This is a genomic window from Synechococcus sp. CBW1004 (assembly GCF_015840715.1).
Classification (GTDB): Bacteria; Cyanobacteriota; Cyanobacteriia; order PCC-6307; family Cyanobiaceae; genus Cyanobium.
In genome coordinates this window covers 3,642,722-3,665,351 of record NZ_CP060397.1, presented here as the reverse complement: position 1 = coordinate 3,665,351, position 22,630 = coordinate 3,642,722, and the positions used below count along the sequence as shown (strand labels likewise).

The window sequence follows — 22,630 nt, the reverse complement described above, 5'->3', positions numbered from 1 at the left end:
CCGCAGAGCGGACTTTACCGATGGCCCTTCCCCAGCCGAGCCAGAGCGAACCGCTGCAGATCACGGCCCTGCCGGTCCTGCAGGACAACTACGTCGTCGTGCTGCGGCGGGGAGGCGAGGCGGCGGTCGTGGATCCAGCGGTGGCGGAACCGGTGCGCCTCTGGCTGGAGCAACGGGGGCTGGAGCTGGTGGCGGTCCTGCAGACCCACCACCACAGCGACCACATCGGTGGCACGCCCGCTCTGCTGCGCCGCTGGCCGGCCGCGGCGGTGGTGGCCAGCGGCGCCGATCGCGACCGCATCCCCTTCCAGACAACGTCGGTGGCCGGCGGCGACCGCTTCCCGCTGCTGGGACGCACCGTGGAGGTGCTGGAGGTGCCCGGCCACACCCGCGCCCACATCGCCTTTCACCTCCCGGCAGAGGGGGAGGAGGGTGCGGAGCTGTTCTGCGGCGACACCCTGTTCGCCGGCGGCTGCGGCCGGCTGTTCGAGGGCACGCCCGAGCAGATGTTCCAGTCGCTGCGGGCGCTCACCGGGCTGGATCCGGCCACCCGTGTCTGGTGCGCCCACGAATACACGGAAGCCAACCTGGGCTGGGCGGCGGCCCAGCGCCCGGGCGACGCGGCGATCGCGGAACGGCTCGCCCGGGTGCGGGAGCGACGGGCCCGGGGGGAGGCCACCATCCCCACCAGCGTGGCCCTGGAACGGGCGACCAACCTGTTCGTGCGGGCCAGCGACGCCGCCGAGCTGGCGGCGCTGCGCCAGAGCAAGAACGACTGGCGCGGCTGAGCGCCCGGTTCAGGGGGCCACCACCGGCCGCACCGGCAGGGCGCCGGGATAGAGCAGCGCCTCAGCCCCCTCTCGCACACGCAGCGCGCAGGGCTGGCCGCGCTCGAGCCGCCGCTCCAGTGGCAGACGCACCCGCAGGCTGCGGCCCTGCAGATCGACACTCACCAGCCATTCCCGGCCGAGGAACTCCCGCCCCAGCACCCGGGCCACAGGCCGCTCCGGCGTGGGGCCGGCCAGCTCCGCGGCCGCCAGCGGCTCCAGGGTGAGCGCCTCCGGGGTGAGCAGCAGCTGCAGATCCGTGTGCGCCGATGGCAGCTGCGGAACCGCGAAGGCGCCGAGTGGCGTGTGGAGCAGGCTGCCGCGGCGCTCGGCGGGCAGCAGGTTGCCCTGGAGCACGAAGCGACCCACGAAGGCCGTGGCCGGACGGCTGACCAGCTCCATCGGGCTGGCGCACTGATGCAGGCGGCCCTGATGCAGGACCGCCACGCGGTCACACACGGCCAGGGCCTCCTCGGGATCGTGGGTGACCAGCAGGGCGCTGGCGCCGCATTCGGCCAGCACGGCCGGCAGCTCGCTGCGCAGCCGCAGGCGCACCTCCACATCGAGGTTGGAGAAGGGTTCATCGAGCAGCACCACACCATTGCCGGGTGCCAGGGCACGGGCCAGGGCCAGGCGCTGCCGCTGGCCGCCGGAGAGTTCGTGCGGGTAACGCCGCTCCAGTCCCTCCAGGCCCAGAAGCTCCAGCAGCCTCTGGACGCGGGAGCGGTCCTGGCGGTGCCTGAGGCCGAAGCAGGCATTCCGCCAGGCGTCGAGGTGGGGGAAGAGGGCGTAGTCCTGGAACACCATCCCCACCCCGCGGCGCTCGGGCTCCAGCCAGCGGCCCTCACCCGCCACCAGGCGGCCATCCAGTTCGAGCGTGCCCCGCTGCGGCCGTTCGAAACCGGCGATCAGGCGCAGGAGCGTGGTCTTGCCGCATCCGGAGGGCCCCAGCAGGCCCACCAGTTCGCCGCGGCCCAGGGTCAGATCGATGCCGCGCAGGGTCCAGCCATCGGCCGGGGCGGCTTCACCCAGGCCGGCGGGATCCTGGTCCTCCCCCTGCGACGACGTCGACGGGGCCGCCCCTTCGGCTCCGGTGCGGTAGCGCTGCCAGATGCCCTCCAGCCGCACCGACGGCGCCTCTCCAACACCATGGGGCTCCTGCCGAACCGCCCCGGCCGAAGCGGTTCCGACGCCGGAGAGAACGTCGGAGGCGATGGACGACGGGTGATGGAAGGACAAGGGCAGGCGGGAGCGACGGAACAGGTCGAAGCCGGACGGCGTGACGACCTCCACATTGGCCTCAGTGTTGCGGGCCATGGGCTCCGCTGGGGCTCGAGCGACCTTCCCCGGTTCCCATGACACCGCCGGAGTGACGACAACACAGGCCCTCCAGCCAGGTTCCGCCCCAGAGAGAGAGAGATGGGCGGCAACGCCCCGGCCCGGCGGCGGGGTCCCGGGGCCGCGCACCACAGCCGTCGCGGCGATCGGCTGACAGCCGCCCCCTACGCTCTCCCGAGCAGTTCCAGTGGCATGAGCGACCTTTCGGCCTCCGTCCCCACCGCGGTCGAGACGGCTCAGGCACCGGCACCGGTGGGTCCCTACAACCAGGCTGTTCGGGTGGGGGATCTGCTCTTCTGCTCCGGACAGATCGCCCTCGATCCAGCCAGCGGTGAGCTCGTCGGCGGCGGTGATGTCGAAGCCGAGACCCGTCAGGTGCTCGCCAACCTGAAGGCCGTGCTGGCCGCCGGCGGCAGCAGCCCGGAACGGGTGGTCCGCACGACTGTGTTTCTCACCGATCTCGCCGACTTCGCCCGGGTGAATGCCCTCTATGCCGAGGTGTTCAGCGGCGGGGTGGCACCGGCGCGGGCCTGCGTGCAGGTGGCGGCGCTGCCCAAGGGCGCGCGGGTGGAGATCGACGCGATCGCCACCTCCGCCTGAATCGCCTCACCGCCTGATCCACTGGCGACGCCGGCTGGCTCCGCCCCGATCCCTGCGTCAATCTGGGGGCGATCCGCGACGCCCCCAGCCCGCAGCGGCGACTTCCATGGACACCCCCTTCGGCTCCTGGCAACCCGAGGTGACGGTGATCACCCCCACCCGCTTCGAGGACGCCATGCAGGTCGTGGTGGCGGTGCAGCAGCAGAAGACGGTGGTGCTGCACCTGGGCGCCATGGCCGCCGAAGAGGCCCAGCGCACGATCGACTTCGTCTCCGGCGGCGTCTATGCGATGGATGGCCAGTCCGAGCGGCTGGGCGACACGGTGTTCCTCTTCGCCCCCTCGATCGTGGGGATCCACCGTGACCTCCCGCCGGAGGAGGACGACGACCAGGACTGAGTGTCCGCAGATCTGCAGTGGACCCTGCAGGCCGCCGAGGGGAGCCTGATCAAGAGGGCCCCGACAGCCAGCCAGCGGTGGAGCGGCCCTGCGGGCGTGCCGCTGGAGACCTGAAACCGGGTTCCCGCAGCCGCGCCACGGCCCGCGCCGAGGACGCTCCCTGCTTCGTGGCCGTCTCGCCGATCTCTGGCCAGTCTGGAGATGAACGCCGTCTCCGCGGATGTCTCTGCCTCCCTCCCCAGCGCTGGCGGCCCTGCTCGCCGGCGGACTGCTGCTCGGCGCCCTGCCGGGTCTGCCGGCACGCGCCGCCAGCCTCGAGGACATCCGGCTGCTGGAGAACCTTATCAATGCCAGCGGCACCGAGACGATCGTCTCCGGCGACTGCCCGCCCAACCACGCCGGCTACTACGAGAACGACGGGCGCAGCATCGACCGGTTGGTGATCTGCAAGCGGAACGTCGACATGGGCGATGTGGACGCCGTCTGGGAGGTGATGGCCCATGAGGCCACGCACATCATGCAGTCATGCACCGGGACCACGGCGATCGCCGATGAGCAGATGCCACGCACCTTCCGCGAACTGCAGACGATGGCCCCCCACTACGCCAAGCTCATCAGTTCTGAGTACAGCAGCGCCGAGCAGCGGCTGGAGGCGGAGGCCTTCTGGATGGAGCTGCAGACGCCGCCGGTGGTGATCGAGCTGTTCCGGCGGAACTGCGCCGCCTACCTGCGCGGGCTGGAAGGACAGCGCCGCCAGCCACCGGTGCTGCCGTCAGGCCGCGGCCATCCCTGAGCAGCCACCTCCCGCCGGCCGGGCTGGACCGCCTCAGTGCCAGTGCAGCTCCATGGCGATGCATCCCTCGAGGCTGCGCTTGACGGGGCACCCCTCGGCGGCCCGCTGCAGCAGGCGCCGCTGTTCCTCACCCAGGCCTGAGGGCAGGGTGATCCAGACCTCCAGCAGGGCGATGCGGCGCACGCCGGTGGTGGTCATCGTCTTGTGCACCGTGGCGGTGCAGGGCTCTAGAGCGATGCCGTGTCGCTCGGCGACGATCCCCATGATCGTGAGAATGCAGGTCGCCAGGGCGGTGGCCACCAGATCGGTGGGGGAGAACGACTCTCCGCGGCCCTGATTGTCGAGGGGGGCATCGGTGTGCAGCACGGCATCGGAGCTTTCATGCACCGACACGCAGCGCAGGCCGCCCTCGTAGCGGCAGTGCATGGTGGTCATGGGAGGGGCGACCCGGGTTGCGCCGTCACTCTGGCGGTTGCCGGCCGCACGACGCAGCGGGAGCCTGGGTGGGCCGCGTTCCCCCGACGTCATGCCCCTGGTCGCCCCGTTCCCGCCAAGCGCGACGCTCCTGGCCACGGCACCGGTGGAAGGGCTCGCCAGGGCGATCCAGCTGTCCCTGGCCCCGGTCTTCCTGCTGGCCGGAGTGAGCGGGCTGCTCGGGGTGTTCACCAATCGCCTGGCACGCATCATCGAGCGGGCCCGCGTGCTGCAGGATCAACGGCGCGATGCGCCCATCGCCACGGGCCGGCAGGTCTGCCGGGAGCTCCAGATCCAGAAGCGGCGCATGGAACTGGTGATGGCCGCGATCCAGTGCTGCACCGTCACCGTGCTGCTGGTGGCGATCGTGGTGTCGATGGTGTTTCTCAGCGCCGTGGCCCGCCTCGATCTGGCCCTGATCGTCGTGCCGCTGTTCGTGGCGGCGATGCTGTTCCTGATGGTGGCCGTGCTGCTGTTCCTGGGGGAGATGCAGGTGGCGGCCGACCAGCTGCGACGTCGCTTCTGAAGCCTGGGGCGGCACCGCACCGGCATCCAGGCCCGGAGAGGCCCCCAGGCGACGTCAGCCCACCAGTCCGAGCTCCTCCAGCAGACTGCGCTGACGGGCGGCCGGCACGAAGCGATGGGCTGCCATGGCGCCGCTGGCCGCCACCGGTGGCACGCCGATGCCCGGGAAGACACCGCTGCCGCACAGCACGAGGTTGTCGATCGGGGTGGTGCCGCCGGGGAAGGGGCCGCGATCGGCCGGCCAGGCCGGTCCATAGCTGCCCTGATGGGCGCGCAGGTAGTGGCGATGGGTGAGCGGTGTGCCCTGCAGCTCGAACACCAGCCGCTCGCGCCAGTCGGGCAGAAGGGGATCGAAGATCGCGTGGAACAGACCGCAGCGCTCCGCCTTGAGGCGCTCATAGGCCGGTGTGCCGCGCTCGAGGTCCTGCCACAGGGCCCAGGGCTCATTGGCGGGGGTGTAGCCGTGCAGCACCTGGTGCCCCGCCGGAGCCAGCGAGCGATCGAGCAGCGAGGGCATCGACAGCACCGCCATGTTGCGCTCGGCGCCGATGCCGCGCTGCCAGTCGCCCACCCAGACGTGATGCAGGGGCAGGGAGGCCAGGGCCGACTCCTCGCTGGAGCCGCGCAGCGCCAGGTGCCAGTGGAGAAAGCTTGAGCAGGCAGGGGTGGCGGCCTGGCGGCGGCGCCAGCGCTCCGGCACCGCGGCGGCGGGCAGCAGGTCGGGCAGGGCCCAGGGCCCGGCGTTGACGATCACACCCTGACGGGCGGCCAGCTCCTCGCCGGACTGGAGCCGCACACCGGTGGCGCGCCCGCCCTTGATGAGCACCTGCGCCACCGGTGCCTGCAGGCGCAGGGCGCCGCCATGGTTCTCCAGCCCACGCACCAGCGCCGCCACCACTGCCGGGCTGCCCCCGACCGGGTAATCGAGGCAGGCGTCGGGCTCGAACCACTCCCCGAACAGGCTGGCCATCGCGGCGGTGCTGGTCTGATCCATCCCCAGTCCGGAGATCAGGAAGCAGAGCAGCTCCACCCAGTGCAGCAGAAAGGGATCACGCAGGTGGCGGCGGGCCAGCGCCCCGAAGCCGCCACCCAGGCGTGCCAGGGATCCGGCCTGTCCCAGCAGCGACAGCCCCTGGGAGCCAAGCGTGGCGGCCATGCCCAGACCCGGCCGCAGGGCGAGCAGCGGCAGGGAGCGGGCGGCGCGGCAGCTGGGCTCCAGCAGCGCCAGGAAGCGCTCCCACTCCTCAGCCACGGCCGGGCCTCGCAGCTGGCGCACCAGCTCGCGGAAGGGATCGGCGCCGACCCCCACCCGCAGCGATCCCTCCGGCAGCAGCAGACCCCACTCCCGGTACTGCACCACCGGCACGCTCTCCCCCACCGCCCGCAGCACCTGGGCGAGGGGATTGGGGCTGGGCCAGCGCCCCAGGCCGCTCCACAGCGACGGGCCCGATTCCAGGTGGAAGCCGCGGCGGCGGAAGCCATGGGCGGCGCCACCGGGGGCGCTATGGGCCTCCAGCACCAGCACCTCCAGGCCCTGGCGGGCGGCGATGGCGGCAGCGCAGAGGCCGCCGAGGCCGCTGCCGACCACGATCAGATCGGGAGCGGAGCTCGCCCAGGAGACCGCCGTCGCCGCCTCCGTCATCGCCAGCCGCAGCTGCCGGTGGCGCAGCGCTGCTCTCGCAGGGCGCAGAGCGCATCGAGGTCGGGGCGGCGGGTCAGACGCAGCCGAGCGCCGGCCCAGAGGCCATAGAGGTGATCCACCAGCGGGCCCAGCAACGGCCAGCGGGTGGGGGCATAGAGCCAGCCCAGGCCCACCAGCTGATAGGCGCGGCGGAAGACGTCCACGTCCCGAAGCACCGAGCCGTCGGCGGCGACCGCATGGATGCGGCCCATCGCTGCGCGGTAGTCGATGCCGGCATGGGAGGCCGGGTCGTAGGCGGGATCGTCGATGTCGACGAAGGCGAGCTGCGGCGCACCGGGACGCAGGCGTTCGTCCCGGCGACGCAGAAACGTCACCTCGCGAAGACAGAGCGGGCAGGCGCCGTCATAAAGGAGCGTCAGCTCCGCAGTCGCGCTGGCGTTCATTTCCTGCGGCAGTAGCCGCCGCCCACATTCATCCAGCCCTCGGGGCAGGGCTGGCCGTTGGTGGGCTGCACGGTATAGCTCATCAGGCCCAGGGTCGAACACTTGCCGTCGAGGGTGTCGACATACCCCATCGGGCAGATCGAACCGATCTTGGGCACCACCCGCTGCGCCAGAGCGGGTTCAACGAGGCTTCCCGTGGCCAGCAGGGCGACGATCACGCCGCCGAGCGACAGACGCAGACGCTGAGCCGATGGGCCGCCCATGGTGACGTGGACCGAACTCAGTGGAAGCTAGGGGAACCCGCCTTCCCCTGGCATGCTCCGGCAGAACCTGTGCCGACTTTCGCTGAACACCCGCGGCGAGGGTTTCACCGACATCACAGCGGCGCTCAACGCCGAGATCCGCTCCAGCGGGCTGGACACGGGGATCGCCGTGATCAGCTGCCTGCACAGCAGTGCCTCGCTGACCGTGAACGAGAACGCCGACCCGCGGGTGCTGGCCGACCTGACCGCCTACCTGCGGGCACTGGTGCCCCAGGAGGGGATCCGGCCCGTGAGCGGCCACGGGGAGCTGCGCACGTACATCCACGACGACGAAGGAGCCGACGACATGCCGGCCCACATCCGCACGGCCCTGACCTGCACCAGCCTCAGCCAGTCGTTTCAGGGGGGCAGGCTGCTGCTGGGCACCTGGCAGGCGATCTATCTCTGGGAGCACCGCGCCGCGCCGATGCAGCGCCATATCAGCCTGCATCTGATCGGCGAGTGACGCCGCAGGCCCGGTGCACGGATCCAGGATGGGAGGAGCCTGTCCGCTCCGCCCCGGGGTCATCCGGCGGCGGCCATCGCCTCCCGACCATGCCCCGCCTCCTGCCTGTCCTCGCCGCCACCGTTCTGCTGCTTCCGGGAACGGCCCTGGCCCAGACCGAGCCGAGCAACGCCACCCCGACGGTCCCCCCGGCGGCCGGCAGCGAGACGCCGGTGCCCACCCCGGCCGCACCGGCACAGCCGGCCGGCGTGAACGCGCCCCCGAGCAGCGCCAAGCCCACATCGGCGCAGCAGGCCGTCCTCGACCGCATCCGGCGGCTGCGGGATGGCGACCAGCGGCGCTTCGGCACCTGCAGCTACCGCTGGGATCGCTGGAAGCTGCAGCCCGATGGCAGCCGCACCACCAGCTACAGCTGCGAGGGCAGCCCCCCGATCGTCAATCACACGATCGGCGTGAACTGCAGCAAGCTGCAGATCAACAGTTTCAATCCGAACGCCGAACGCAGCGGCAGCAGCGAGCGCGGCGCCTGGGGCAGCTGGCGGCTGCCCGCGCCAGGAGGTGAAGAGCAGATGGTGGCAACGCTGTGCGCCAACGCGCTGCCCCTGCCGGCGCCAGCCTCGGGAACGACCGGCACATCAACTGCCCCGACCGGAGCAGCCACAGCACCGCGGCCTGGAACAGCGGCTCCGACCTCAGCACCACCAGCCGCTCCTGCCGGTACGGCTTCCCCCGCAGCGGGTGCGGCGAGCAAGACGGCACCCCCGACGGGATCCCCCCCAGCCGCCGGCCCCTGAATCAGAGAGCTCAGGACGACGACTCCGCACTCGGGTTGACACCGACTCGCCCTGGCCCCGACCTTCGCCAGGGCCAGTGGCCGCTGGGGCCGGCCAGGAGAGCCGCCATGAGGGAGGCGTCCTGCGGGACACGGTGCACCTCGCCGGCAACACGTTCCTCAACGCTTCCCTCGGCCCGCCCCTACGGTTCCCCTCCCATCCACCGTTCAACCCTCGCCATGGCCGCCCAGCCCCTGACCGATGCCGCGATCGCGGCCCTGCCCACCGAGCTGCCGGCCTGGAGCCTGGTGGAGGGCAAGCTGCACCGCGAACTGCGCTTCGCCGATTTCAGCGCTGCTTTCGGCTTCATGGCCCGCGTCGCCCTCGCGGCCGAACAGCTGGGGCACCATCCGGAGTGGCGCAACGTCTGGAACCAGGTGGTGATCGATCTGACCACCCACGACACCGGTGGCCTGTCCGATCTGGATGTGGCGCTCGCCAGGCGGATCGATGCCCTCGTGGGCTGAACCCCAGCGACCATGGGTGATCGCCAGACGATCATTCAGTCGCGCTGCAGCCGCACCTCCAGCGGATCAGGCTCCACCAGCTGCAACGTGGCCGAACCCAGCGCCACGGCTCCGCCGCTGTCGGCAAAGGCATCCAGCACCCGCATCGAGAGACGATCGCGCGTGCTGCGCCGCCGCTTGTAATCGACCAGATAGCGGAGCGTGAACTCCATCCAGTTGTCGGTGATCACCAGGCTCACCGCGGGCTCAAGGCTGGCGTTCTCGAGCAGGTAGCGGCGCACCAGCCGTTGCCAGGCCTGGCGCGAGTCGCGGATCAAATCCTCCGAGCACACCTCCTGCAGCACCTCCTCGAGCAGCTGCCGCGCCAGCCGATGATCGCAGCCGTGCTGCACTGGAATCCGCACCTCGTCCCAGAGGAACGGGAAGTCACCTGAATAGTTGAACACCGGCTCCTTGAACACAAAACTGTTGGCGATGCGCACCACCCTCCCGGTGTAGAGATCCGAAGCCACCCATTCCCCCAGTTCCATCAGGGTGGTGCGCAGGATGCCGATGTCGATCACGTCTCCGCGGATCCCTCCCAGCTGCACGCGGTCGCCGGGGGAGTAGAAATTGCCGAAGGAGATGGCGATCCAGCCGGCGATGCTTCCGATCACCTCCTGCAGCGCGAAGGCGATGCCGGCACTCGCCACCCCGATGGCCACAGGCAGTCCGCCGAGCCGGTCCCGAAACACCACCGTGATCAGCAGAGCAACGGCGAGCCATCCCCCGAGGGTCACCAGTTTGCGGGCGTAGTAACGGCTGTCGGGGTCAGTCAGGCGCCGGATCAGCGTTGCCTGGATCAACTTGACCACCAGCACGATCGCCCCGGCACCGACCACTGCCGCCAGCGATTGGCTCACCAGCGGCAACTGCCACCAGCTGCTGCTGGTGGCCATCGGGATGGGCGAGGGGGCCACCCGCGGCTCCCCCGCTACACGAGTGCCGGCAGCCGGGCCGGGTCGCTGGCCTGGAAGCGCAGGCGGCTGACGTCGCCGGCGGGTTCCACATCCACCGCGATCGTGGCGCCGGCAAGGAAGGTGCCGGCCAGGATGCCCTTGGCGATCGGGGTTTCCAGTTCGCGCTGGATGGCGCGCTTGAGGGGGCGCGCACCGTACACCGGGTCGTAACCCACACCGGCGAGCCAGTCGAGGGCAGCGGCGTTGAGCTGCAGACCCAGCTTCCTCTCCTCGAGGCGCCTGGCCAGTCGCTTCACCTGCAGCTCGACGATCTGACGCAGTTCCTCGGCCTTGAGGCTGTGGAAGATGATCGATTCATCGAGGCGGTTGAGGAACTCGGGGCGGAAGTGGGCCCGCAGAGCCTCGTTCACCCGCTTCTCCATCTCGCCGTGACGGGCGGGATCGCCGGCCAGATCGAGAATCGAACTGCTGCCGATGTTGCTGGTTAGGATCAGCACCGTATTGGTGAAATCCACCGTGCGGCCCTGGCCATCGGTGACGCGGCCATCATCGAGGATCTGCAGCATCACATTGAACACATCGGGGTGGGCCTTCTCCACCTCGTCGAACAGGATCACCGCGTAGGGCCGGCGCCGCACCGCCTCGGTGAGCTGGCCGCCCTCCTCGTAGCCCACGTAGCCCGGAGGGGCTCCGATCAAACGGCTGACGGCGTGCTTCTCCATGTACTCGGACATGTCGATGCGCACCATCGCCTCCTCCGAATCGAACAGCTGCGAGGCCAGGGCCTTGGACAGCTCGGTTTTGCCCACACCGGTGGGGCCGAGGAACAGGAAGCTGGCAATCGGCCGGTTGGGATCGCTCAGGCCGGCACGCGAACGCTGGATCGCATCGGCGACAGCGGTGACCGCCTGCTCCTGACCGATGACGCGGGTGTGCAGTTCATCCTCGAGATGCAGCAGTTTCTCCATCTCGCTCTGCACCAGCTTGCTCACCGGAATGCCGGTCCACTTGGCGATCACCTCGGCGATGTCGTCCTCGGTGACCTCCTCACGCAGCAGCGTCTTGTCACCGCCACCGCCGCTCAGCTCCTCCTCCTTGGCCGCCAGTTTCTTGTGCAGCTCCGCCAGGGTGCCGTACTCGAGTTCGGCGGCCTTGTTGAGGTCGTAGCTGCGCTTCGCCTGCTCCACCTGCAGCTGCACCTGCTCGATCTCCTCCTTGATCGCACTCAGTTCATCGATCGAGCCCTTCTCCTTCTGCCACTGGGCATTGAGGTTGCTCTGCTGCTCGCTCAGATCGGCCAGCTCCTTCTCGAGCTTCTCCAGTCGATCGCGGCTGGCGGCATCGGATTCACGGCCGAGGGAGAGCTTCTCCATCTCCAGCTGCAGAATGCGGCGATCGAGTTCATCGATCTGCTCGGGCTTGGAGGTGATCTCCATCTTCAGGCGGGCGGCCGATTCATCGACCAGATCAATCGCCTTGTCGGGCAGGAAGCGATCGGCGATGTAGCGGCTGGAGAGCACAGCCGCCGCCACCAGGGCGTTGTCAGCGATGCGCACGCCGTGGTGCACCTCGTAGCGCTCCTTGAGGCCGCGCAGGATCGAGATCGTGTCCTCCACCGTGGGCTGATCGACGAACACCTGCTGGAAGCGCCGCTCCAAGGCCGGATCCTTCTCGATGTGCTGGCGGTGCTCATCGAGGGTGGTGGCGCCGATGCAGCGCAGCTCGCCGCGGGCCAGCATCGGCTTGAGCAGGTTGCTGGCGTCCATGGCGCCACCGGTGGCGCCGGCGCCGACGACGGTGTGGATCTCGTCGATGAACAGCACGATCTGCCCCTGGGAGTCGGTGACCTCCTTGAGCACGGCCTTGAGCCGCTCCTCGAACTCACCGCGGTACTTGGCGCCGGCGATCAGGGCCCCCATGTCGAGGGCGATGAGCTGGCGGTTCTGCAGGGCCTGGGGCACGTCGCCGTTGACGATGCGCTGGGCGAGACCCTCGACGATCGCCGTCTTGCCAACGCCTGGTTCACCGATCAGCACCGGGTTGTTCTTGGTGCGGCGGCTGAGGATCTGAATCGTGCGGCGGATCTCCTCGTCGCGGCCGATCACCGGATCGAGCTTGCCCTCACGGGCGGCTGCCGTCAGGTCGCGGCCGTACTTCTCCAGCGATTCGTAGGTGCCTTCAGGGTTCTGGTCGGTCACTTTCTGGGAGCCGCGGATGGCGGCGACGGCGTCCTTGAGCTTGTCTGCGTTGGTGCCGGCCTGGGAGAGCAGCTGCTTGCCGCAGCGATCATCGATCGCCAGGGCCAGCAGCAGATGCTCGATCGAGATGTAGCTGTCTCCGTAGCTCTGCTTGAGCGCATCGGCCTGATCGAGCACGCCGTTGAGGCCCTTGCCCAGATAGACGTTGTCGGGTGGCGAGCTCAGGCTCGGCTGTCCGGCGATGAAGGAATCAACCTTCTGCACCAGCGTGCCGACATCGACGCCGCCTTTCTCGAGGATGCGCCCGGCCAGCCCCTGCTGGGCCAGAAGGGCAGCCAGCAGATGCTCGCTCTCCATCTGCTGCTGGCGCTTCTGCTGCGCCAGCTGCTGCGCCGCAACCACGGCGGCCCAGGCCTTTTCAGTGAACAGTTCGGCGGTGGGATGCATGAAGGGGATCTCCGCTGGGATGGGGTGTCTGGATGTAGGAGAACCGTATGGAGGTCGGCTGGTGAAGCCGAGTGGGAGGACCGAACCTCAACGGTCGGCGCTCCTCCCCGGGGGGAGGGACGCCGACCCGGCCGGCCGGTTAACCGTCAGCGGGGTGCGCCGTTGTAGGGAACATTCACGACGCTGCGGCCATCCGGAGAGACCTGAATCTGCGTCTCCAGGCTGGGTGGCCGTCCCTCCACCTGCCAGCCGGGCGTGCCACCCACGAAGCGAAAGAAAAAGCCCTGGGGCGTGCTGTTGACCAGGCAGGAACCGCCCCCATTGGCCGTTTCGAACATGCAGGACGCGGGGACATAGACCGACAGGCCGCCGTTGGCGTTCACCGCCCAGTTGCGGGCGGTGTTGACGGCGCGCACATTGGCGTCGCTCACCTGCGCCAGCACGGGCCCGCCGAAGAGCAATGCGGGCAGAGCTGAGGTCACAACGGCACCCAGCAGGGCACCGGGGACATGTCGGATTGAGAGCATCGGCAACACTCCTGGATCGTGTGCGGAACAGGTTCACTGTGACCACGGTTGGTCGCGGCGGCAGCTGATGGCGGAAACTGTGAAGGAACCCTGCACCTGTCTGGATCGGCGAGCCCGCCGGCCAGCCAACAGGGAGCGCGGCCTGTCGCAGGCCCAGCCCTGTCCGAACTCCTCAGCTCCGATGCGCCTCCAACCCCTGCTGCTCTCGACCCTGTTGCTCGCCGGCAGCCTTTCTCCCTCACTCGCCCTTGCCGCCCCTCGTGGGTTCGGCGGTTTCCGCGCCCCCGCCGCCCGGCCGGGCGGTGTCTGGGGAGGCGGCAGCTATCACTTTCAGAACAATGACGTCCAACGGGGCTACAACGGTTATCACCCGATGTACGGCGAGGGGGCCCGGCCGGCCTGGAACAACGGGTCGCTCGATCGCAGTGATGTCAATCGCTCGGACGTCAACCGCAGCACGTCCAACAATAATTTCGACGGCAACCGCAACAGCTTCAACAACGACACGTTCAACCGCAATGTGAACGTCAACAACAATTTCTACAACCGTAACTAGTGTGCCGTCCCGCAAATAGCCGCTACAATATGAAGTGTCTCCCGAGGGGGTCGTTTCATGCCAAGCGGGCGCCCCATGGCTCCTCTGGAGCTGTCGGCTGATGAGGCCAGCCAGCTCCAGAGCCTGGCTGGATCAAGGTCCTTGCCCCATTCGATCGTTCAGCGGGCGCAGATCGTCCTGGCCTGCGCAGCTGGTGACACCAACACCTCAGTTGCCAAGCGATTTGGCGTTCGCAGCGCAACGGTGGGCAAATGGCGGCAGCGCTACCTCGATCTGGGGATCGAGGGGCTGCACGACGAGCTCCGTTCAGGCCGCCCGCGGACCTATGAGGACGACACGGTGGCGGAGGTGATCAACCGAGCCCTGCAGAGCAAGCCAACCGATGGCAGCACGCACTGGAGCGCTCGGACTTTGGCCGCAGAAACAGGGATCTCCAAGTCCACGGTTCACCGCTGGCTGCAGACCTTCTCGCTCCAGCCCCACCGGCAGAAATCGTTCAAGCTCTCCACCGATCCGTTCTTTGTGGAGAAGGTTCGGGACATCGTTGGCCTGTACCTGAACCCGCCCGACAAGGCGATGGTGCTCTGCGTCGACGAGAAGACGCAGATCCAGGCCCTCGACCGCACCCAACCGCTGCTGCCCATGGGGCTGGGCTACGTGGAGGGTGTGACGCATGACTACATCCGCCACGGCACCACGACCCTGTTTGCCGCGCTGGACGTGGCGACCGGTGAGGTAATCACTCAGTGCAAACCCCGGCACCGCCACCAGGAGTTCCTGGGGTTCCTCAGGCAGATCGAGAAGTCCGTCCCCGAGGATCTGGACCTGCACTTGATCGTGGACAACTACTGCACCCACAAGCACGCCAAGGTGCGTGCCTGGCTGGCCCAGCGTCCCCGTTTCCACGTCCACTACACCCCCACCTACGCCTCCTGGCTCAACCAGGTGGAGCGCTGGTTTGGACTGATCACCCAGCGGGCAATCCGGCGCGGCAGCTTCTCCAGCGTCAAAGAGCTGATCGCCAGGATCGAGCAGTTTGTGGCCGCCTACAACACGACCAAGGCCCCGTTCAACTGGACGGCGACAGCTGACTCAATCCTGGAGAAGCTCCAGCGGCTTTGTGCGCAAATCTCTGGGACGGCACACTAGGGCCTGCTGAGAATCCCAGACCCACTGCCCCGCAGTTGATTCCAACAGGAATCTCATGATAGGATGGCCTGTAATCAGCCATTCCTGGCCTAGAAGAACCTGCTGACACGCAAATGTACGTTTTTCAGCACACCGGTCAGCTGTCGATTGAGGAGTTTCACTCGCCCTTTGGCGGGAAGCTCGATCCCAACAACCGCTGGGTTCTGCTCCACAAGTTGATTCCGTGGATTCAACTGGAAAGCCACTACGCGCCCCAGTTCAGCGCCAAGACAGGAGCCCCAGCCAAGCCCTTCCAGATGGCGTTCGGTGCGCTCTACATCCAACGACGATTGGGAGTGACGGATCGAGAGACGGTGGAGCTGATCACGGAATCACCCTATCTGCAATTTTTCATTGGCTTGAGCGGTTACCAGCCCCTGCCGCCGTTTGACGCCTCCATGATGGTGCACTTTCGCAAGCGAATTGGCCCTGAGCTGATCAAGGTCTGCAATGCTATGACCAAGGCCAACGGGATCGCAATGATTCAGGAGATGCTCGCTACTTGCGAGCAGGAAGACGGCATGACTGCAGAGGATCACAAGCAGCTTGCGGCCATTGAGGAAGAGCTGGGGGTGAAGCCAGCATCGCTCGATCCTGGCAGCAACTGGGGAACTCTGATCCTTGATGCAACCTGCGTGCCTGATGACATCCCCTACCCAGTGGACTTGAGGCTGCTTGCTGAGTCCCGGGACACAACGGAGAAGGTCATTGACGAGTTGTTCAAGCAGTTACAGGGCAAGATTCCCCGCAAGCCGCGCTGCAATAGCGTAAAAGCTCATAACCTATTCCTGGTTATCATCAAAAAGAAAAAGCCAAGCCGTGAGGAGATCCGGGAGGCGAAACGCTTCCAGCTCAACGAGATCAGCCGTAATCTCAGAGCAATTGACGGCATGATCTATTGCGGTGCAGAGCTTTCGGGGCTTGGTTCACAGCTGTACCGCAAGCTGCTGATCGCCAGTGAAGTCGCCCGGCAGCAACAGGAGATGTATAACGCTGACAGCCGGCGCATCGATGACAGGATCGTGAATCTGATGAAGCCACATGTAAGACCGATCGTGCGAGGCAAGGCGGGCAAGAAAACCGAGTTCGGGGCCAAGATTTCAATTTCTGATGACAATGGCTTTGTCGATGTGGATCGGATCAGCTGGGACAACTACAATGAAGCCAACGATCTGATCACACGTGCCGAGCAATACAAGGAAGAGCGAGGATACTACCCGGCCCGGATCTGTGCCGATTCAATCTATATGACATCTGGAAGCAAGAAGTTCTGTGAGGCTAATAAAATCAGACTCAGCGGCCGCCCACGCAAGAAGCAGGTCGAAGCCGAGGTGCAGACAGCAGAGCAGCAAGAGCTGTTCAAATCAGACATGAGAAAGCGTTCCGTGATCGAGGGAAGAATCGGGACGGGCAAGCGGAAATACGGACTGGATCGAATCCTAACCAAGTTGGTTGAAACATCAAGAACAGTGATCACGATGGCGTTCTTTGTCATGAATGTCGAGAAGATCATGAGGCTACTGCGCCTCTTGTTCGCTATTTTTGTCTCTGTGTACATCCTGATGCTTGGTTTGTGCACTGTCCGGTGCCGTCCAGCGCTTCTGTGGGCTGCTTAGTCAGCTTCCAGGAGTAAAACTGCGGTCACCACTGCTCGGGCGTGCGGGCCAAGAGATCCGCCTTTGACGCGCCGGAAAAGCCCACAATCGAAATTCAGCAAGCTCTAACTACAACGGCTGGAACAACAACTGGCGCAACGGCGGCTACTGGAACAACCGCCCCTGGAACACCGGCTGGTATCGCGGCTGGGGCAACTGGGGTTGGTGGGGCGGCAGCGCCGCGGCCTGGGGCATCGCCGGCCTGGCCACCGGCGCGGCGATCACCTCGCTGGTGAACAGTGCCGCCGATCAGCAATCCAACGTGATCGTGGTGCCCCAGACCAGCTACGAACTCAACTACGGCTCGGTTGAAGCGGTGGGCAGCGCAGGCGCCAGCTTCAGCTACAACGTCGACGGCAGCACCCTGATGGGGGCGGTGAACTGCCAGGAAGGCCTGCTCAATGGTCAGATTCCCGGCACCTCCGATCAGGCCCAGCTGCTCAATGCCGTCTGCCAGGTGGCCTACGGCTCCGGCAGCTGAGCGAAGCCGAATCCAGGCCTGGGCGGCCAGCCTCTCCAGAGGCAGCCACCCAGGCCTCTGACACCAGGGTAATCCTGAGACGAGCCAAGGCCGCTGGCCGGGCGGAGTCCCCTAACCACGCTCCTGCGGAGGGGCAGAACACCTGACAGGCACCCTGAAGGCCTTTCGCTTGGTCGCCTCGCCGGTCCCGCCGTGGAAGCGGGCGCCAGGGCCATGCCCGCACAGCACGCCAGCTGTCAACAACGCCGACGGCAACGACTCGCAGGCGCACCAATGACGGGGCTGCAGTCGTTCAGAACTGTGGCAGCGGCATCGTGCCCTGAGGCGGATGGCACAGCTTCACCGGGCAACCATCCGGGCCGTACACGGAGGCATCGGCCGGCGAAAGGCAGCCCACGGCGTTCTTGCGGGCCACCTGGGATGGGTGGATGCGCAGGGGCTGCAGGGCGTAATCGGAGTCGGGCACCAGCAGGGGGCAGGGCGGCGGCGGCAGCCCATCGATCGCCAGCGGCTGATTCGGGGAGGGGCGCTGGGCCTGGGCCGGAAGGCAGGAGAGCACCAGGGTGAAGCCAGCAAGCACCAGGACCAGGGGTCTGCATGCCGGGAGAGGGGCGATGAGGCCACGTGCGCCACGGGTTGGCCTGAGGCTCCGGCGAAAACGGCTCACAGCAGGGTGACTGCGGGGGAAACGAGGCGACAGAGGCAGGGTGCGTCGGGCGATGATGCGGCCTCCAGCCGTCAGGTGCTGGCCACCATTCTGCCGCGTGTTCATGGATTCTTCCCACGTTGATTCCACGCTTCTCGATCAGCTGGTGCAGGCCTCACGTCAGTTCGACGGCACCGCCAGCGACCCCGAGCGCAACTGCTGGATGGCCTGCCACCAGCACCAGCACGGCGTGCCGCCGTCGGAGTACGACATCCGGGAGGTCGATGAAGACCTCTACCTCGCCGTGCTCGCCAGACGGCGGGAGCAGGACGGGTGACATCCCATGGAGGCGCACGGGACGCCCGCGACAGCCTGCTTGCAACTCACGTGCAGAAACAACCCTCAGCGAGGGATCGAAGCCGCTGGATCGGGCGGTGCGGACTGAAGGCCGGATCAGATCAGCTGCCAGACCACCGGCAATCGATTCACAGACCGGCAGGAACAGCGGCGGAGATGCCAGAAAAAAATCCCCCGACCGAGTGGTCGGGGGAGAGCAGTTGGCAATTCCGAACGAAATTCGGAGATCTGGTTCAGTCGGATCAGGACCAACCGGCGCTGGCCTGGGACTCGACGTAGGCAGCCACGTCTTCGATATCGGTGGCACTCAGCTTGCCGCCGAAAGCGGGCATGGCGTTCTTGCCATTGGTGACCTGCATGACGATGGCGGCCTCATGGCCGTCGGCGTAGTTGGCCAGGTAAGCCTCGAGGGCATCCTTCTTGAGGGTGCGCTCAGCATTCACCACGTTGCCGCCGCCCATGTGGCAGGCAGCGCAGTTGGCGGAGAAGATCTGACCGCCGTGGGCGGCGTCGGCAGCGAAGCTCGGGGAGGCACCCAGCACCAGCGCCAGGCACAGAGCGAAGAGAGAGAAAAGACGAGCCATGAGAGGGCGCATGAGAGGCGAGGTGGGTGTGTGCCACATCAACCCGGCCAAATTAGGTGGCGGGTTGCACCGGCTGCAGGGGATGGCGCCAATCGCAACAAAACCCTGTAACCATTCGTACCTTCCCCCCTGCGACCCACCTGCCAGGGGGAGCGACCTGATCCCAAACGGCATCAGCACGGGGGCTGGACGTGCTGCCGCTGCAATCAGATCGACCGCGACCCGGGGCCCTGCTCCGCGCAGGTTCAGCCCGGAATGCGGCCGCGCCGCGGCAGACCGGCCTGCTCGAACACGGCCTCCAGCGTCGGCGCCTGACTCACCAGGCCGAAGCGCTCGGGCGGGCTCACAGGATCGTGGACGAAATGGCGCTGACGGATCGAGAAGCGATCCCAGGCATTCACCTCGATGCGCAGCAACTTGATCAGTCCCTCGATCAGCCAGCCGCGCAGGTCCAGCCCGACGGGGGGATAGAAGCTGTGGCGCCAGCGGCAGAGACGACGCACCGTCTCGTTGACGGTGACCGGCGGTTGCCCCAGCACCAGCCGCCGCACAGGCCCCTGGCCCGGCTCGGGGTTGGGCTGATGGGCCGTGGTGGCCAGATGCACGCACACCCGGGCGATGTCGCCGGCATGGATGAAATGGAACGAGGCGTCGGCCCGCAGCCATTTCGCCAGCCACAGCCAGCGCACCCCCTCCTTGAGTCCGGCTGTCAGGTAGCTGGTGGGGAACGGCCCGCTGCCATCCACCCGACCGCCGAACACCAGGGTCGGGAACACCGCCACGATCCGCTCGCCGAGCGGGTGGTTCTCCAGCTGCGCGAGGCACTGGGCCTTGGTCTGGATGTATTCGGTGCCGCAGGCCATCGCCTCCGGCAACAGCTGCAGGTTGCGGTCGAGGATGCTGGCGGTGGAGAAGTACACCACCTGCTCCAGCACGGCCGGATCTGCGGCGGCCAGCATCTCCTTGACGGCCACGACATTCACCTGGCGGGCCCGCTCCGGATCGCCCCAGGCCGTAGCGGTGTGGATGATGCGCGTGACAGAGGCGATCGCCTGGCGGTGCGGTTCGACATCACGCAGATCGCCCACCAGCAGCGTGATGCGCGGATCATCCGCGGGCACCGCCGTCAGCTTGCTGGGATCACGCAGCCACAGCAGCAACTCGGCGTCGCTGCCCCGGTACAGCTGGTCGGCGATGTGCTGTCCGACGCAGCCCGAGGCGCCGGTGATCAGGATCCGCGCCGGACCGGCGGCGGCAGACGGCACCGGGCCGCTCAAACCAGGGCTCCGAGGCGGTCCATCACGCTCTTGCCGGCCTCAAAGAAGAACTGGCCGTTCTCCTCGGGCGTGCCGGGCAGGATCCCGTGGCCGAGGTTGAGGATGTGCCTGCGGCCGCGGGCCTTGCGCACCGTGTCGTCGATGCGGGCCTGGATGGCCTCCTGGCTGCCGAACAGCAGACCCGGGTCCACGTTGCCCTGAACACCCACATGCCCGGGAAGACGGGCCAGCCCCTCGGCCATGTCGACGGTCCAGTCCAGTGACACGATGTCGACGCCGGTGCGGGCCATGCGTTCGATCACGCCGGCGCTGCCGGAGATGTACAGGATGAAGGGGGTATCGGGGTGGGTCTGCTTGACCAGATCGACCACCTTCTTCTGATACGGGGCGGCGAAGGTGTCGTAATCCATGGGGCTGAGCTGGCCGGCCCAGGAATCGAACATCTGCACCACCTGGGCACCGGAATCGATCTGGTACCGCAGGTAGGCGGCGATCGACTCCGCGAAATGATCGAGCAGCCTGTGCAGCAGCTCGGGCTCGCGGAAGGCCATCGCCTTGATCACCGCGTAATTCTTGGAGCTCTTGCCCTCCACCACGTAGGCGGCCAGGGTCCAGGGGGCGCCGACGAAGCCGAGCACGGCGGCCTCGTTGCCCACCGACTGACGCAGACGGGTCAGCACCTCACCTACGAAGGGCATGGTCTCGGCCGGCTGCAGGGGCCGCAGGGCCTCCACCTGGGCCATGGAGCGGATCGGATCCTGAATGATCGGGCCCTTGCTCTCGATGATGTCGAAGTCGATGCCCATGCCGGGCAGCGGCGTGAGGATGTCGGAGAAGAGGATCACGCCATCGGGCCGGAAGGCGTGAAAGGGCTGCATCGAGATCTCGTACGAGAGATCCGGGTTCTCCGAGCGCTCGCGGAAGCCGGGGTGGCGGTCGCGCAGGTCGCGATACACCTTCATATACCGACCGGCCTGGCGCATCATCCACACCGGGGGACGCTCCACCTGCTCCCCGCGGGCGGCACGCAGCAGCAGGGGAGCGGTGTCGGTCATGGAGGCGCAACGGGAGGGCGATCGCGAAACTTAGCCGAGAGACTCACCGGCATCCGCACGGCTCCGCACAGCTGTTGCAACCCTGCTGAATGGTCATGGCGACGCCGTTCATCGCACCGCTCCTGCGGACGCCGTCGCCGCCGATCACAATGGCGCTCACCATTGGTTCCCAAACGATCTCCAGCCTGTCCCGCGAGTGGCCGCCGCTTCATCCGAGGGCACTGGCACGGCGGATGGCAGCCCGCCTGCTGGCCCTTCAGGCCGGGGTCAGGCGTGCCTGCCGGCCCGCGTTCCAGCCGCCGGCGCGACGCACGAGCAGCATCGCCCTGCTGTCTCTGCTCAGCCTGGTGACGGGGTGCTCCACCAGCTCCCCGTTCCCGCCCCGCCAGACGCTGCACGTGGTGCTGGTGCCAGCCGACCGACTCGATTGGTTGCGCAAGGACTATCTGCGTGACAGCAAGGCCCTGGAACCGCTGCTTCGGGCGTTCCGCCGACTGCAGCCCCGGGTCGACGTTCAGATGACGCTCCTGCAGCAGGACACCCTGACCGAGACGCTGCGGGCCCGGAGCAGCCGTGGGCTGGGACCGGATCTGCTGCTGCTGCGCTCCCCCCAGGCGGTCTCGCTGATGCAGAAGGAGCTGATCGACACGCTGCCGGCTCGGGATCCTTCCGTTCAGCGTCTGCTCCAACTGGTCGAGCCGTCGGATCTGCAACGCGTCTCCACCCCGCAGGGCATCGCGGGCCTGCCGGTGTTCGGCGAGTTCACCCTCGCCTGCTACGACCGACGACGTCTGAAGCAGCCTCCCACCAACCTGGCGGAGCTTCTGGCGGTTGCAGCCTCGGGCCGGTCCGTCGGCCTGTCGGTGGATCCGACGGGACTCTGGTGGACAGCCGGGCCGCTCGGAGCCGAGGAGGCGATGACTACGATCGTGCTCGGAGACGCCGCGGCCACTGCCCCCAGCGCCGCGACCACGGCGAAGCAGCGTGAAGCGCTGGTGCGCTGGCTCACCTGGCTGAGGCAGGCGGTGCTGCAGAGCCGGATCGAGATCGCCAGCGGTCCGCAGGAGCTCACCCTGGGGCTCGAATCGGGTCAGTTTGCCTGGGCACCCTGCTTCAGCCCCACCCTGATGCGGCTCGATCGCACCATGGGCCGTCATCTCGGCGTCGCGACCCTGCCGAGTGGTCCGGCGGGACCGGCCAGCCCCTTCTTCACCAGCCGCGTCTGGACTCTGGGGCGGGATTCGACGCCCGAGCAACGGCGACTGGCGCTGCAACTGGCGGCCCTGAGCCTCGACCCGCTGATCCAGCGCCAGTTGATGGTCCTCGGCCACGCCCTGCTGCCGGCCAACCGCTTCGTGCCGATCCCGGTGGCGAGCTCGAGCCGGCTGGCGACCCTCGCCACTGCGGAACAGCAGTTCCGGCAGAGCAGCTCCAGCCTGCTGCAGACACCCTTTTCCCTGGACCGACTGCAACGGATGCTCCCCAGGGTCGAAGCCGTGATCACCGATGTGATGGTGGGCCTCTACACCCCGCAGCAGGGCGCCGACGCGCTGCTGGCGCTGCCGCAGGGCTCCGCCAGGGAGCGCTGAGCCC

The 22,630-nt window shown here is 67.6% G+C and carries 26 protein-coding genes; 14 read left to right on the top strand and 12 right to left on the bottom strand.

Features of this window, described 5'->3' with window-relative positions; translation table 11 throughout:
- Positions 1–20 precede the first annotated feature (20 nt).
- Entirely contained in the window at positions 21–788 is a 768-nt protein-coding gene (gene gloB / locus H8F25_RS17420) for a hydroxyacylglutathione hydrolase (RefSeq protein WP_197211494.1), read from the top strand.
- A 9-nt stretch (positions 789–797) separates the two neighbouring features.
- Here gloB and H8F25_RS17415 read toward each other — a convergent pair whose 3' ends face one another.
- Positions 798–2,144: an ABC transporter ATP-binding protein gene (locus tag H8F25_RS17415; RefSeq protein ID WP_197211493.1), complete on the bottom strand. Its 1,347-nt coding sequence runs from the start codon at positions 2,142–2,144 to the stop codon at positions 798–800.
- 213 nt (positions 2,145–2,357) lie between these two features.
- Here H8F25_RS17415 and H8F25_RS17410 point away from each other — a divergent pair, with 213 nt between their 5' ends.
- The 3 genes from H8F25_RS17410 to H8F25_RS17400 all read left to right on the top strand — a co-directional run bounded on the left by H8F25_RS17410 (position 2,358) and on the right by H8F25_RS17400 (position 3,955).
- The gene (locus tag H8F25_RS17410) at positions 2,358–2,765 is read left to right on the top strand and encodes a RidA family protein (RefSeq protein ID WP_197211492.1); all 408 of its coding nucleotides are present in this window, start codon (positions 2,358–2,360) and stop codon (positions 2,763–2,765) included.
- A 106-nt stretch (positions 2,766–2,871) separates the two neighbouring features.
- Complete coding sequence (gene sepF / locus H8F25_RS17405) at positions 2,872–3,162, top strand: cell division protein SepF (RefSeq protein WP_197211491.1); 291 nt, start codon at positions 2,872–2,874, stop codon at positions 3,160–3,162.
- 220 nt (positions 3,163–3,382) lie between these two features.
- Complete coding sequence (locus tag H8F25_RS17400; protein WP_197211490.1) at positions 3,383–3,955, top strand: hypothetical protein; 573 nt, start codon at positions 3,383–3,385, stop codon at positions 3,953–3,955.
- A 33-nt stretch (positions 3,956–3,988) separates the two neighbouring features.
- Here the strand turns inward: H8F25_RS17400 and H8F25_RS17395 are convergent, their stop codons facing one another.
- The gene (locus tag H8F25_RS17395; protein WP_197211489.1) at positions 3,989–4,390 is read right to left on the bottom strand and encodes an OsmC family protein; all 402 of its coding nucleotides are present in this window, start codon (positions 4,388–4,390) and stop codon (positions 3,989–3,991) included.
- 91 nt (positions 4,391–4,481) lie between these two features.
- Here H8F25_RS17395 and H8F25_RS17390 point away from each other — a divergent pair, with 91 nt between their 5' ends.
- On the top strand, positions 4,482–4,955 hold the full coding sequence (locus H8F25_RS17390; RefSeq protein WP_197211488.1) for a DUF2721 domain-containing protein: 474 nt from the start codon (positions 4,482–4,484) through the stop codon (positions 4,953–4,955).
- Positions 4,956–5,009: 54 nt separating this feature from the next.
- Here H8F25_RS17390 and H8F25_RS17385 read toward each other — a convergent pair whose 3' ends face one another.
- From H8F25_RS17385 to H8F25_RS17375, 3 genes are read right to left on the bottom strand one after another with little or no spacing between them, the layout of a single operon-like run.
- Positions 5,010–6,596 (bottom strand): NAD(P)/FAD-dependent oxidoreductase, encoded by a 1,587-nt coding sequence (locus tag H8F25_RS17385; RefSeq protein ID WP_197211487.1) that lies wholly within the window; start codon positions 6,594–6,596, stop codon positions 5,010–5,012.
- Complete coding sequence (locus H8F25_RS17380) at positions 6,593–7,039, bottom strand: thiol-disulfide oxidoreductase DCC family protein (protein ID WP_197211486.1); 447 nt, start codon at positions 7,037–7,039, stop codon at positions 6,593–6,595. The genes H8F25_RS17385 and H8F25_RS17380 overlap by 4 nt, the downstream gene beginning before the upstream one ends.
- The gene (locus tag H8F25_RS17375) at positions 7,036–7,302 is read right to left on the bottom strand and encodes a hypothetical protein (RefSeq protein WP_231596947.1); all 267 of its coding nucleotides are present in this window, start codon (positions 7,300–7,302) and stop codon (positions 7,036–7,038) included. The genes H8F25_RS17380 and H8F25_RS17375 overlap by 4 nt, the downstream gene beginning before the upstream one ends.
- A 52-nt stretch (positions 7,303–7,354) precedes the next feature.
- Between H8F25_RS17375 and H8F25_RS17370 the strand changes: the two genes are divergently transcribed.
- From H8F25_RS17370 to H8F25_RS17360, 3 genes are all read left to right on the top strand, one after another.
- Entirely contained in the window at positions 7,355–7,807 is a 453-nt protein-coding gene (locus H8F25_RS17370; protein WP_197211485.1) for a secondary thiamine-phosphate synthase enzyme YjbQ, read from the top strand.
- A gap of 89 nt (positions 7,808–7,896) precedes the next feature.
- On the top strand, positions 7,897–8,601 hold the full coding sequence (locus H8F25_RS17365; RefSeq protein ID WP_197211484.1) for a hypothetical protein: 705 nt from the start codon (positions 7,897–7,899) through the stop codon (positions 8,599–8,601).
- Positions 8,602–8,819: 218 nt separating this feature from the next.
- A complete protein-coding gene (locus tag H8F25_RS17360) occupies positions 8,820–9,107 on the top strand; it encodes a 4a-hydroxytetrahydrobiopterin dehydratase (protein WP_197211483.1) in 288 nt (95 codons plus the stop codon).
- A gap of 35 nt (positions 9,108–9,142) precedes the next feature.
- Here the strand turns inward: H8F25_RS17360 and H8F25_RS17355 are convergent, their stop codons facing one another.
- The 3 genes from H8F25_RS17355 to H8F25_RS17345 all read right to left on the bottom strand — a co-directional run bounded on the left by H8F25_RS17355 (position 9,143) and on the right by H8F25_RS17345 (position 13,193).
- Entirely contained in the window at positions 9,143–10,045 is a 903-nt protein-coding gene (locus H8F25_RS17355; RefSeq protein WP_197214042.1) for a mechanosensitive ion channel family protein, read from the bottom strand.
- A gap of 35 nt (positions 10,046–10,080) precedes the next feature.
- On the bottom strand, positions 10,081–12,711 hold the full coding sequence (gene clpB / locus H8F25_RS17350; protein WP_197211482.1) for an ATP-dependent chaperone ClpB: 2,631 nt from the start codon (positions 12,709–12,711) through the stop codon (positions 10,081–10,083).
- A gap of 146 nt (positions 12,712–12,857) precedes the next feature.
- Complete coding sequence (locus H8F25_RS17345; RefSeq protein ID WP_231596946.1) at positions 12,858–13,193, bottom strand: hypothetical protein; 336 nt, start codon at positions 13,191–13,193, stop codon at positions 12,858–12,860.
- A 226-nt stretch (positions 13,194–13,419) separates the two neighbouring features.
- Here H8F25_RS17345 and H8F25_RS17340 point away from each other — a divergent pair, with 226 nt between their 5' ends.
- From H8F25_RS17340 to H8F25_RS17900, 4 genes are all read left to right on the top strand, one after another.
- Positions 13,420–13,794 (top strand): hypothetical protein, encoded by a 375-nt coding sequence (locus H8F25_RS17340; RefSeq protein WP_197211481.1) that lies wholly within the window; start codon positions 13,420–13,422, stop codon positions 13,792–13,794.
- A gap of 57 nt (positions 13,795–13,851) precedes the next feature.
- A complete protein-coding gene (locus H8F25_RS17335; protein WP_197210262.1) occupies positions 13,852–14,943 on the top strand; it encodes an IS630 family transposase in 1,092 nt (363 codons plus the stop codon).
- 113 nt (positions 14,944–15,056) lie between these two features.
- Positions 15,057–16,598: an IS5 family transposase gene (locus tag H8F25_RS17330; RefSeq protein ID WP_197210104.1), complete on the top strand. Its 1,542-nt coding sequence runs from the start codon at positions 15,057–15,059 to the stop codon at positions 16,596–16,598.
- A gap of 271 nt (positions 16,599–16,869) precedes the next feature.
- Complete coding sequence (locus H8F25_RS17900; protein WP_231596945.1) at positions 16,870–17,118, top strand: hypothetical protein; 249 nt, start codon at positions 16,870–16,872, stop codon at positions 17,116–17,118.
- A gap of 292 nt (positions 17,119–17,410) precedes the next feature.
- On the opposite strand, the gene H8F25_RS17320 is transcribed toward H8F25_RS17900, so the two are convergent.
- Complete coding sequence (locus H8F25_RS17320) at positions 17,411–17,698, bottom strand: hypothetical protein (RefSeq protein WP_197211480.1); 288 nt, start codon at positions 17,696–17,698, stop codon at positions 17,411–17,413.
- A gap of 190 nt (positions 17,699–17,888) precedes the next feature.
- Between H8F25_RS17320 and H8F25_RS17315 the strand changes: the two genes are divergently transcribed.
- Complete coding sequence (locus H8F25_RS17315; protein ID WP_197211479.1) at positions 17,889–18,101, top strand: hypothetical protein; 213 nt, start codon at positions 17,889–17,891, stop codon at positions 18,099–18,101.
- Between the two features lie 262 nt (positions 18,102–18,363).
- Here H8F25_RS17315 and petJ read toward each other — a convergent pair whose 3' ends face one another.
- The 3 genes from petJ to hemE all read right to left on the bottom strand — a co-directional run bounded on the left by petJ (position 18,364) and on the right by hemE (position 21,037).
- The gene (gene petJ, locus H8F25_RS17310; RefSeq protein WP_197211478.1) at positions 18,364–18,705 is read right to left on the bottom strand and encodes a cytochrome c6 PetJ; all 342 of its coding nucleotides are present in this window, start codon (positions 18,703–18,705) and stop codon (positions 18,364–18,366) included.
- Positions 18,706–18,950: 245 nt separating this feature from the next.
- Positions 18,951–19,970, bottom strand: coding sequence for an NAD(P)-dependent oxidoreductase (locus H8F25_RS17305; protein WP_197211477.1), 1,020 nt, complete (start codon positions 19,968–19,970; stop codon positions 18,951–18,953).
- 8 nt (positions 19,971–19,978) lie between these two features.
- A complete protein-coding gene (gene hemE / locus H8F25_RS17300) occupies positions 19,979–21,037 on the bottom strand; it encodes a uroporphyrinogen decarboxylase (protein WP_197211476.1) in 1,059 nt (352 codons plus the stop codon).
- Between the two features lie 233 nt (positions 21,038–21,270).
- On the opposite strand from hemE, the gene H8F25_RS17295 reads away from it, so the two are divergent.
- Complete coding sequence (locus H8F25_RS17295) at positions 21,271–22,626, top strand: hypothetical protein (protein WP_197211475.1); 1,356 nt, start codon at positions 21,271–21,273, stop codon at positions 22,624–22,626.
- The last annotated feature ends 4 nt before the right edge of the window (positions 22,627–22,630 follow it).